The following is an 11,988-nucleotide window of genomic DNA, read 5'->3' on the forward strand; positions in this document are numbered from 1 at the left end:
ATAAATTTACAATAAATTTAGCTGATATTTCACATAACTTCGCATCAATAGTTCCACTTTTTTAGGGTTTGAAACCCGTATTCTTGCGCTTCTAATTTGTAGAGCGGGTGTTTTTTTTAGTTTTTTAAGTAATTGGCGGTAGTATCGATACGCCATAAAAACGCCAAATTTAGCTTCAATGGGAAGTTTTTTAATGCCTTTTAATCCGTTTTCAAAATCGTTTTCTATATCGTCAATAATGTGTTGCTTCGAGGTTTCGTCCAATTTTTCCAAATCCACATTAGGAAAGTAACTTCTGTTCAGCCCATCAAAATCGGCCTTCAAGTCTCTCAGGAAATTTACTTTTTGAAATGCAGAGCCCAATGCCATGGCCGAGTCTTTCAATGCTTCATATTTTTCATCATCACCTTTTACAAAAACCTTTAAGCACATTAAACCCACTACATCGGCCGATCCATAAATGTACATCTTGAAATCTTCTTCGGTTAAATAGTTGTTTTTGTGCAGGTCCAATCGCATGCTTTTCATAAAGGCATCCACCAAACTTTTGTCAATTTGGTATTGGTGGAAGGTGTGTTGAAATGCGTTTAAAATGGGGTTTAAACTAATTTTGTCATTTAGGGCATGTTCCAAATCGTCTGAAAACCTATTGAGAAGGATTTCTTTGTCGTACCCATGGAAAGAATCTACTATTTCGTCGGCAAAGCGCACAAAACCATAAATATTGTAAATATCGCTTCTTATGGAAGTTGCAAGCATTTTTGTTGCTAACGAAAACGAAGTACTATACGTTTTGGTTACCAGTTTGCTGGTATTGAATGAAACGGTATCAAATAGTGCTTTCATATTGGGTTATTGTTATAGTGTTTAGAAACTAGGTCGGCTACTAACTTACCGGAAATTAAAGCTGGTGGCACACCGGGCCCAGGAACGGTTAATTGACCGGTAAAATAGAGGTTTTTAATTTTTTTGCTCTTTAATTTTGGTCGTAAAAAGGCCGTTTGTGTGAGTGTATTTGCCATACCATAAGCATTGCCTTTGTATGAATTGTAATCGTTTATAAAATCGTTTATGCAAAAGCTTTCTTTAAATAGAATGTGTTTTTTGACATTTTGTGATGTTAAATTTTCAAAACGCGCCATAATTTTGTTAAAATAGGTTTCCCGTAATTCTTGGGTGTCTTCTAGACCGGGTGCTAACGGAATTAAAAAAATGCCCGCTTCTTTACCTTCTGGTGCAGCACTAGCATCTGTTTTACTGGGGAAACTTGCGTAAAACAAGGGGTTTTCGGGCCATTTAGGATGGTCGTAAATGGCTTCGGCGTGCACTTCAAAATCAACATCAAAAAATAGGGTATGGTGGTTAACGTTATCCAGTTTTTTATCAAAACCTACATAAAACAATAACGAAGATGGTGCAAATGTTTTTTTGCTCCAATACGATTCGCTGTATTGTCGGTTGGTCTTTTCAAGCAAGGTTTCGGTATGGTGGTAATCGGCACCACTCACTACTACGTTTGATGCATATTCTTTACCGTTTGAAACAACCCCTTTAGCACTGCCATTTTCAACAATGATGGCATCAATGGGCGCATTGGTTTTTATCGTAACACCCAATTCCAGGGCCAAGGCTTCGAGTGCCAAAATAACTTGGTACATGCCATTTTTTGGATGAAAGGTGCCTAAACCAAAGTCAGCATAATTCATAAAACTATAAAATGATGGCGTGTCACTTGGTTTGGCACCTAAAAATAGTACTGGGAATTCTAATATTTGCGCGAGCCGGTTGTTTTTAAAGGCTTTCCTAACATCGCGTTTTATGTTGCTGAAAAACTGGTTTAATTTCAAGATGGTTTTTGGGGTAACCAATTCCAAGGGCGAAAGGCCTGGGTTGTACACCAAATCCTTAATGGCAATGTCGTAATTGCTTTTGGCTTCGTTTATAAAGGCGGTTAACTTTTTGGCACTGCCAGCTTCTTCCTTTTCAAAAGCGGTTTTGATTTTATCTAAAGTGTCTTCAATGGTTATAAAATCGTTTTTTCCAAAGTAAACGCTGTATGCTGGATTTAACTTTTCGAGCGCGTAATAGTCGGAAGGTTTTTTGTTGAAATCGTTAAAAAACCGTTCAAAAACATCGGGCATCCAATACCATGTTGGGCCAATATCAAAGGTGAAGCCGTCTTTTATAAGTTGTCGCGCGCGCCCCCCTATGGTTGCATTTTTCTCAAAAATGGTCACCTCAAATCCAGCCTTGGCCAAATAGCATGAAGCGGCCAAAGATGAAAACCCGGAACCTATTACGTGTATCGTTTTTTTCATAATGTTTAACAAAAATACAAAAAAGTTAAACAAAAAAATAATATTTATATATCTTTAACTAAATTTTCTATCGATTTGTAGAATTTAATGCCTTTAGGGAAACTTTCGGTAGCTATACCTTCCAACCTTTTGCCTAAAAGCAGAAACTCCGCATGGCTATTGGTAAGTAGTAAATTGCTGAAGTTTTCAAGATAATTGAGTATGTTTTCATCTTCGGGATAGACCGTAAAGTAGCTTACAAACACAATATCATCAAAGAAATCGAATAAGGTAGATAGGTTTTCCATGGGCACACTTTCTCCCAAAAATATGGTATGGTAGCCCTTGCTTCTTAATTCATAGTTGATAAAAAGCAAGCCTATATCGTGAATTTCATTATCGGGCAAAAACAGCACAAAAGTTTTGGAATTTGGTTTGGGCTCCAAACTTTGTAAGCGTTCGATGTTTAATAATATTTTTTGTTTAATATGTACCGAAATAAAATGCTCTTGTGCAGGGGTTATGGTGTCTATTTGCCACAAGAGCCCAATTTCATTGAGCAAGGGGATAAAAACAGTGTAAAAAATATTCTTGAAGGTTTTATGCTCAATTAAATTGTTGTAGGTGTTGTAAAAAAGTTTTTGATCAAAGTTTACCATCGCCATTTTAAAAGCATTAATGGCGTGGTCCTCTACCTTGCCCCTTGAGGCGATTTCCCGAACTTTAATGGGTATTTCCTCTTCTTTTAAATCGGCGATTTTTGAAATTTTTAAACCGTTATTGTTCAAATAAGAGATATTAAGTAGCTTTTGGAAGCTTGCAATACTGTAATTCCGAATGTTGGTATCAGAGCGGTCGGGACTCAACAAATTATAGCGTTTTTCCCAAATTCTAATAGTGTGCGCCTTAATACCTGTTAAGTTTTCAAGATCTTTAATGCTGAAGTTTGCTTTAATATTGTTCATTAATTCCATGGTTTGGTTAAACAAAAGTATGTATATTATTTCAATACATTGCTACCAAACCCTAAATAATTTCTAAACGCATCGTTTTGGTTGAATAAAGGATTATAATAGTGGCACATCAACTTTGCGTTCTTATAAATGAAAAAGCTATAATAATTATGGTTTATAAGTGTTAAATCACTCTTCTTGTTTTGTGGGCACGGGCAAAGTGGTTACTTTTGATTTCCGTATAAAATAGCCTTTTATTGTTGCTGTTTTCCATAAACTTATGCGATTTATTAAATGAAGTGTTTTTTGTTTAAACCTGTTTTTCTGGCTTTTTGTTTGGTGGTAGTAACCTTTGGGGCTTGTAAAAAAAAGACTGATTATGTGCCGGTTACCGATGCTGAAAAAGCCATTTTTGTTTCAACAGAGGTTATTCCAGACGCTCATTTTTTAGGCGATGAGGCTTGCAAAAAATGCCATGAAGGGGCATTTAAAGATTGGAAAGGGTCGCACCACGACAAGGCCATGCAAATTGCAACTGATTCTACCATGTTGGGCAATTTTAATAATTACACATTTAAAAGCCAAGGTGTAACATCGCGTTTTTTTAAAAAAGATTCCCATTATTATGTCAACACCGAAGGCCCCGATGGAAATTATCACGATTATAAAATTGAATATACCTTTGGCATTACGCCCTTGCAACAATACATTGTGAAATTTCCAAACGGTCATTATCAATGTCTTAGAACTGCCTGGGATACCCAAAAAAACAAATGGTTCGATTTGTATCCCAATTTTAAAGTGGTACATTCCGAATGGTTGCATTGGTCCAGAGGCGGGCTAAACTGGAATAATATGTGTGCCGATTGCCATTCTACAAACGTTAGAAAGAACTACGATTTAAAATCGCATAGCTACAACACCAAATATGCCCTTATTAACGTAAGCTGTGAAGCCTGTCATGGCCCTGGTAAAACCCATGTTGAACAAGCAACCAAGCTAGGAAGCCAGTATAAAACATCGGGCGATTTAAAAATGACCAGCGGCATAAACCCCCGTGTTTTGGTAGATCAATGTGCCAGATGCCACATGCGAAGGGAGCAAATCTCTGAACAGTATAATTTTGAGGGCACCATGCTGGATCATTATTTTCCGGAGTTGATTGTGCAGAACACTTACTACCCAGATGGACAGATTTTGGATGAAGATTATGTGTATGGCTCCTTCATACAAAGCAAGATGTACCATAATAACGTAACTTGCACCGATTGCCACAACCCCCATTCAACAAAAATCAAATTTCAGGGCAATGCACTGTGCATGCAATGCCATGTGCCCGAAAAATATAATAGGGAAACGCATCATTTCCATCAACCCAATTCCGAAGGCGCTAAATGCATCAATTGCCACATGACCGGGAAATATTACATGGGCAATGATTTTAGGCGCGACCATAGTTTTAGAATTCCGCGCCCCGATTTAAGCATCAAGTACGGAACGCCCAATGCCTGCATACAGTGCCATACCGATAAAACCAACGCATGGGCCTTGGAAAATTTCAAAAAAAATTACGGCAATCCAAAAGAAAATCATTTTTCAGATTTGTTGGCCCCTGGATTAACAGGAAGCGCCCATGGGTTTAACGATCTGGTAACCTTGGCAAACGATACCAGTTACCCAGAAATAGCAAGGGCCTCTGCGGTTAAGGCCATGGCCAATTACATGGATGCCAATGCCATAAACAACATGCTTCGGTTTTTAAAGGACGATTCGCCTTTGGTAAAAGCGGCAACTTTAGATGCGCTGGGTGCCATAAACACCGCCGATTATGTGAATTATTTTTTGCCTTTGTTGAAAGATGAAAAACGCGCCGTAAGGGTCAAGGCTTTTTTCGCGATAGGTTCTTTGGAAGCTCATCAAATTCCAAAGGAATATCAGGATGTTTATAAAAAAGTTAAGGTGGAATTTGAAACAAACCTGAATGTTACTTCAGATTTTGTGGGCGGAAGAATTAAAAAAGCCGATTATAATTTGAAAAAAGGGAATTTGGAAGCAGCCATAAAAGGCTATGAAAGTGCTTTGCAAATTGATAATATCAACAACATCGTTAGAACCAATCTGGCTAATCTCTATTATAGAAATGGTGATTTTAAAAATGCCGAAAAAGCCTTTAAAACCATTATTGAACAAGAACCGGAATTTGGTGAAACCTATTATTCTTACGGGTTGCTGCTGGCAGAATTAAACCGAACAGAAGAGGCCGTTAAACAGATGCTTTTGGCCATTAAATACATGCCGGAAAACATCAGGCCCTATTACAACCTAAGTTTGCTCTACGATAAGTTAAACGATTTTAAAAACGCCGAAGCAGTAATCGTTAAAGGTCTGAAAAAGGCACCGCAAAATGAAGGTTTACTCTATAATCTAGCGTATCTGTATTCTAAAAACAATCAACCGGCAAAAGCAAAGAACATCGTGGTTAGGTTGGTAGAAATGTTTCCGAACAACACCAATTATCGCACTTTTCTCAACCAATTAAGTACCGTAAAATAATTGTTTTGTGCGCACGAGAAGACTCGAACTTCCACATTCTAAGCGAATACCAGCCCCTCAAGCTGGCGCGTCTACCAATTCCGCCACGTGCGCATATTAAAAAAAGAACCTGCTAATTTGTATATGTTTCTAAAGATTCGGTCTTTTTTTTATGACCAAACTTTAAAAACATATTAAAGAAATCTTTGGTGGCGCAAATATAATAAATAGAACAAAACGATAAGCCCGTAAAGCTTCTTAAATTAAAATTTATAACGATGGGTTTATATCAAGAGCAGATATATAAACCAACGCTTTGAAACCAAGGACAATCTAAGGGACTGGTATTGAGCAGAATTAACTTCAATTTACAAAATTGGTCAACGCTCAAAAGTACCACCGCGTTCGTGTTAAATTGATAATATTAGCACTATAAAAAATACTTATGCATAAACGTTTTTCGGGAGTTGTGGTGCCTATGATAACACCACTTAATAAAGATTATACCATAGATGTTGCTGCTGTACAGCGTATTGTAACGCTTTTTGCTGAAAACGCTATACATCCTTTGGTATTGGGCACAACAGGCGAGTCGAGTTCCATCAGCGAAAAAGAAAGCCTTAAACTTGTGGAAGTTGCTGTAAAATCAAAAGGAACAAAGCAATGTATTTATGCAGGTTTGGTTGGAAACCAAGTTGACGATTTAATACTTAGAGGGAATCGTTACATCAGTTTGGGGGCAGACTGCGTGGTAGCCACCTTGCCCTCTTATTACGGTCTTACTTCAAATCAAATGATTGCGTTTTATAAAACGTTAGCAGACAACATAAAGGGGCCAGTGATGATGTATAACATCAAAGCCACAACACAAATGACGATTCCTTTAGATGTTGTTGAAACCTTGTCCGTTCATCCAAATATTTGGGGTTTAAAAGATTCTGAGCGCGATTTTGAACGTATGGAAGCCTGTATTAAAAAATATAAAAACGAAAAAGCGTTTTCCTATTTCTGTGGATGGGGCGCACAAAGTGCAAGTAGTTTAAAATTAGGGGCCGATGGCATTGTGCCAAGTACGGGAAATTATGTTCCTGAAATGTATAAAGAGCTGTACGATGCTGCACTAAATAGCGATTGGAATGCATGTGAAAAATGGCAACAGGAAACAGATTTGGTGGCGCAACAATACCAAAAAGATAAAACCTTGGGCGAATCTTTGGCGGTTTTAAAAGCCTTAATGCACGAAAAGAATATTTGTAATAAAACCATGATGCCACCATTAACCGAGGTGGAATAATTAACCAAACAACAAACTAAACCACTATGCTAAATATTCATTGGATTGATGTTGCCATTGTAATTATATCTGTAGTATTCACATTAGGTGCCGGATTTTACTTTGCACGCAGGCAAAAAAGTTCCGACCAGTACTTTTCAGGCAGTAAAACCATACCGGCCTGGGCCATTGGGATTTCCATTTTTGCTACCTTAATAAGTAGCGTTACCTTTTTAGCATATCCGGCGGCAGCCTATAAATCGAACTGGATTTTATTAGTGCAAGGTTTAATGGTGCCCGTTGTGTTGGTTGGGCTAATTTGGGTTATTGTTCCGTTGTTTCGTAAAGTCATTCGGCTAAGCACCTACGAATATTTTGAACGTCGTTTCGGGGTGTTTGCTCGCATGTACAGTTCCGTAGCCTTCATACTTACGCATTTTTCTAAAATGGGAACCGTACTATACCTAGTTAGTTTAGCCTTGGCAACCTTAACAGGACTGGATGTGACTTCCTATATTTTAATGCTAAGCGTCGTTATTATTTTATTAACGCTTCTTGGTGGTATCGAAGCGGTTATTTGGATGGACGTCATTCAAGGGTTTTTACTCATTGGCGGCGGATTATTATGTGCAGGTATATTATTGTTTAATTATGAAGGTGGTGCAGGAGAAATGTTAAGGGAAGCTGTTACTATAAAAAAAATTGATTTCGGCCCATATAATTTTAGCTTCACAGAATTGACTTTTTGGGTTTTAGTGGTTAACGGTATTTTTTATGCCTTACAAAAATACGGCACAGACCAAACAATTGTACAACGCTACTTAGCGGCTAAAAATGATAAGGATGCTAAAAAAGCGGCTTACATTGGTGTGTTGGCGAGTGTGCCGGTTTGGGCATTGTTTATGTTAATTGGCTCGTTGTTGTTTGTGTTTTATAATTCTGGTGGCGCCGTGTTGCCTGATAGGATGAAAGCAGATCAAGTTTTCACTTATTTTATTGGTACCGAATTGCCGGTAGGTGCTGTTGGTTTGGTTTTGGCCGCATTAATTGCCGCAGCCATTTCCAGTTTAGATTCCGATATGAATTGTTTAGCGGCCATTGGTGTTGAAGATTTTTATCAACGTTTCAAGCCCAGTTGTACCGATAAAGACCGCCTGTTTGTGGGCCGCTTGTTAGTATTGTTCTCAGGAATTGCCATGTCGGTTGTGGCACTTTTATATGCTTCCTGGAGTGGCGAAGGTGTACTTGGTGTGGTGTTTGAGTTATATGCTATTTTCTCAGCAGGCATTGTTGGTATTTTTCTTTTAGGATTGTTTTCACGACGCGCCAATAAACAAGGACTTTATGTAGGTTTAGCGGTGTGTGTTGCGTTTACGGCCTATGCGGTGTTAACTACCACAAAAATTGATGGTCAGGTAATTTTAAATTTAGGGCATTATAATTTTCCACAGCACAAATATATGTTAGGGGTTTACAGCCATTTAATTGTATTGGTGGTCGGGTACTTGGCAAGTTTCTTTTTCAAATCTGAAAAAGCTACGGAAGAATTGACCATCTACGGGTATTTCAAATTAAAAGAAAAAAAATAAATTGATAATGAATTCAATTACTTTATTACAGCCTCAAAAAATTGTGTTTGGCGAAGGTTCCATGAAGGAACTTTCAAAAGATGCTATTTTGGAACATGCTAACAGAATATTGTTTCTCGTGGCAACACCCTTATTGTCAAATGTTAGAGAATTAGTCAAAAACATTCACTTTAAAAACAAAGAAATTCATCTTGTTGAATATAAATTTTTAGGAGAACCCACATTTTCCCAATTCGAAACACTGTTAAAAGAAAATGAAGGTTTTAACCCCGAAGTTGTTATTGGTGTTGGTGGCGGCAGTGTTTTAGATTGTGCCAAATTATTAGCTGCACTCATTAATAATTCACAAAAATTAACAGAGGTTGTAGGAATCGGTTTTTTAAACGGAAGAAAAATAAAACTCATTTGTGTTCCAACCACCTCAGGAACTGGCAGCGAAGTATCGCCCAATGCTATTTTGTTAAATGAAGAAACCCAAGCAAAAAGCGGTATTATCAGTCCGTATTTAGTGCCCGATGCCTGTTATTTAGATCCGCTTTTAACCATGGGTTTGCCACCAAAATTAACCGCAGAGACAGGTATTGATGCCTTATCGCATTGTATTGAAGCCTATACTAACAAATTCGCACACCCAACGGTAGATGTGTATGCATTACAGGGCATACAACTTATTTCTGAAAATCTTTTAAAAGCCTACAATAACGGAAATGATGTGGAGGCACGTTCTGCATTGTTACTGGGTTCTATGTATGGGGGGTTGTGTTTAGGCCCTGTAAATACTTCGGCAGTCCATGCATTATCTTATGGATTGGGCGGTAAATTTCATATTGCACACGGACTCTCCAATGCTATTTTAATGCCCGAAGTACTGCGGTTTAATTTGTCTGCAAATCCAAAACGACATGCCGAAGTAGCTCGTGCTTTAGGCATAACTTTAGATGGAACCGATGAAGAAATTGCCTTAGCAGGTATTGAAAAAATAGAAGCACTGTCTAAAGCATGTAACATTCCACAACGATTAACCCAGATTGGCGTAACCGAAGCGGTGTTGCCCGAATTGGCAGATATTGCGATGAATGTCACTCGGTTGTTAAAAAATAATCCAAGAGAAGTTACCAGAGAAGATGCTATAAATATTTATAAAAAATTGTTGTAGAATGAAGCCAAAAATAGGAATTTCCATGGGCGACCCTGCGGGAATTGGTCCAGAAATCATTATAAAAACCTTAGCGTTAAAAGATGTTTACAATAGGTGCAGTCCTTTAGTTATAGGTGATGCTGAAACGATGCAGAACGAAGTGGAATCATTAAAATCTTCATTAAAAATACATGCGATTCAAAAAGTATCTGATGCGAAATTTCAACACGGAATTATTGATGTGTTCGATTTAAAAAATGTAAATAATAAAGAGCTGAAACCCGGCGTAGTAACTGCCATGGCTGGAAAAGCGGCGTTTGAAGCGGTTATAAAAAATATAGAATTGGCGTTGGCAAACCAAATTGATGCAACGGTTACGGCGCCCATCAACAAAGAATCCATCCACAAAGCTGGTCATAAATATTCGGGACATACCGAAATTTATGCGGACTATACAGATACTAAAAAATTCGCGATGCTTTTGGCAGATGAAAATTTTAGGGTCATTCACGTTAGCACACACGTTTCACTAAGGCAAGCCTGCGATCTATGCAAAAAAGACCGCGTGTTTGAAGTGATAACTTTACTGGATGATGCTTGTAAAAAATTCGGCATTGAAAAACCCAGAATTGCCGTGGCAGGATTAAACCCGCATGCCGGTGAAAACCAATTGTTTGGCGATGAGGAAGTCAATGAAATTATTCCCGCCATTGAAAAAGCCAATGCATTAGGTTATACCGTTGAAGGCCCGTTTCCACCAGATACCATGTTCGTAAAAGCGGTTCAAGGAAAGTTTGATGGCTGCATTGCCATGTACCACGATCAAGGGCATATACCCTTTAAATTGGAAGGTTTTAAATGGGATAATGAGAAGGGAACCATGAAAAGCGTGAAAGGCGTAAATATTACATTGGGATTGCCCATTATCCGTGCTTCGGTCGATCATGGCACCGCGTTCGAAATTGCAGGTCAAGGCATAGCCTCTGCAGATGCCATGCTAGTAGCCATTGATTATGCCATTGTTATGGCGAAACATAAAAAATAATGATTTTTGTTTTAGCCGATGATTTAACAGGAGCCGCGGAAATTGCAGGTATTTGCCTTCGGTACGGATTGGACGTTTCGTTTGGCATTGATACCGTACCAAAAAAGGAAGCCGCTGTTACTATTATAGCAACCGATACACGCTCTTTAACAGCAGATGAAGCTTATAAAACGCATTTCAATTTAGCCCAAAATGTTATTTCAAAAACAAATAACAGGATTTTTAAAAAATGCGATTCGGTACTAAGAGGCCATGTTTTAACGGAACTTTCAGCGTTAATGGATGTGACAGAAAAAAGTAGTGTTTTACTTCAGCCTTCAAACCCAAAAGGCAATCGGTGCATTAAAAATGGGAGCTATTTTATAAATGACGAACTTATTGAAAACACGGGTTTTGCTACCGACCCAGATTTTCCTTCAAAAACATCGACTATAAAAAAACTAATTCTGGATAGAACGACTAAAGCACATTCTTTCGATGTTCATACAGGGCAAATAAAGAAAATTGAATCAAAAGGCATCTTTGTTCCCGATTGCGATTCGGTTGAAGCATTATCAGAAAGTATTCATTTGTATAATGATAACATGATTATTGGAGGCAGTGCGGCGTTTTTTGAACAGTTTCTCATATCATTAAAACTAACGAATTCAAGAATAATAAATAAAAAACGACAGATTTTCAATAATTACATGCTCATTTCAGGTAGTACACATCCAGAAAGTATTCGTTTTGCTAAAACGCTTGAAGCTTCAAATTGTATGTTAATGCTGTTTCCTGAAAGCCTTATAAATCAGGAGTTTAACGAAACGGTTCTCGATGATTTTGTTATAAAAATAAAGCATGTATATAATGAAAACAAGAAGGTTGCTTTAAGAATTTCAAATGAAATCATTCCGTTTGAAAAAAGTGCTTCCTATTTAAAAAAAAGAATGAGTTTAATTGTAAAAAGACTTTTAGCTATTACCAATATTAATGAGCTTTTTATTGAAGGTGGTGCCACAACTTACCATATATTGAAAACCTTAAATTGGAAATCGTTTACACCTGTTGAAGAACTCGATTTAGGTGTAGTTCGCATGCAATACAACTTGAATCCTAAAAAATACATTACCATAAAACCCGGTAGTTACGCATGGCCAAATGGCTTGTTGAACTGAAAAA

At 37.7% G+C, this 11,988-nt stretch carries 9 protein-coding genes and 1 tRNA gene; 6 read left to right on the forward strand and 4 right to left on the reverse strand.

The annotated features are described in order from the left end of the window. Positions 1-6: 6 nt before the first annotated feature. From GQO80_RS07195 to GQO80_RS07205, 3 genes are read right to left on the reverse strand one after another with little or no spacing between them, the layout of a single operon-like run. The gene (locus GQO80_RS07195; protein WP_157207674.1) at positions 7-846 is read right to left on the reverse strand and encodes a phytoene/squalene synthase family protein; all 840 of its coding nucleotides are present in this window, start codon (positions 844-846) and stop codon (positions 7-9) included. Beyond that, on the reverse strand, positions 843-2,318 hold the full coding sequence (locus tag GQO80_RS07200; protein ID WP_157207675.1) for a phytoene desaturase family protein: 1,476 nt from the start codon (positions 2,316-2,318) through the stop codon (positions 843-845). Before GQO80_RS07200 ends, GQO80_RS07195 begins: the two co-directional genes overlap by 4 nt. Positions 2,319-2,362: 44 nt before the next feature. After that, positions 2,363-3,262, reverse strand: a complete 900-nt coding sequence (locus GQO80_RS07205; protein ID WP_157207676.1) for a MerR family transcriptional regulator — start codon at positions 3,260-3,262, stop codon at positions 2,363-2,365. Between the two features lie 294 nt (positions 3,263-3,556). Between GQO80_RS07205 and GQO80_RS07210 the strand changes: the two genes are divergently transcribed. After that, positions 3,557-5,803 carry a tetratricopeptide repeat protein gene (locus tag GQO80_RS07210; protein ID WP_232333128.1) on the forward strand — a complete coding sequence of 749 codons (2,247 nt, stop codon included), beginning with the start codon at positions 3,557-3,559 and terminating at the stop codon, positions 5,801-5,803. An 8-nt stretch (positions 5,804-5,811) separates the two neighbouring features. Here the strand turns inward: GQO80_RS07210 and GQO80_RS07215 are convergent. Next, positions 5,812-5,896 (reverse strand) — tRNA-Leu (locus GQO80_RS07215). 331 nt (positions 5,897-6,227) lie between these two features. Between GQO80_RS07215 and GQO80_RS07220 the strand changes: the two genes are divergently transcribed. From GQO80_RS07220 to GQO80_RS07240, 5 genes are read left to right on the forward strand one after another with little or no spacing between them, the layout of a single operon-like run. Beyond that, positions 6,228-7,076, forward strand: coding sequence for a dihydrodipicolinate synthase family protein (locus GQO80_RS07220; RefSeq protein WP_157207678.1), 849 nt, complete (start codon positions 6,228-6,230; stop codon positions 7,074-7,076). 26 nt (positions 7,077-7,102) lie between these two features. Continuing rightward, a complete protein-coding gene (locus tag GQO80_RS07225) occupies positions 7,103-8,644 on the forward strand; it encodes a sodium:solute symporter (RefSeq protein ID WP_157207679.1) in 1,542 nt (513 codons plus the stop codon). A gap of 7 nt (positions 8,645-8,651) precedes the next feature. After that, positions 8,652-9,800, forward strand: a complete 1,149-nt coding sequence (locus GQO80_RS07230) for an iron-containing alcohol dehydrogenase (protein WP_157207680.1) — start codon at positions 8,652-8,654, stop codon at positions 9,798-9,800. 1 nt (position 9,801) lies between these two features. Then, the gene (gene pdxA, locus GQO80_RS07235; RefSeq protein WP_198037736.1) at positions 9,802-10,827 is read left to right on the forward strand and encodes a 4-hydroxythreonine-4-phosphate dehydrogenase PdxA; all 1,026 of its coding nucleotides are present in this window, start codon (positions 9,802-9,804) and stop codon (positions 10,825-10,827) included. Continuing rightward, positions 10,827-11,984 (forward strand): four-carbon acid sugar kinase family protein, encoded by a 1,158-nt coding sequence (locus GQO80_RS07240; protein ID WP_157207681.1) that lies wholly within the window; start codon positions 10,827-10,829, stop codon positions 11,982-11,984. Before pdxA ends, GQO80_RS07240 begins: the two co-directional genes overlap by 1 nt. Positions 11,985-11,988 lie beyond the last annotated feature (4 nt).

The organism is Mariniflexile maritimum, from assembly GCF_009746565.1.
In the GTDB taxonomy this organism is placed as follows: Bacteria; Bacteroidota; Bacteroidia; order Flavobacteriales; family Flavobacteriaceae; genus Mariniflexile; species Mariniflexile maritimum.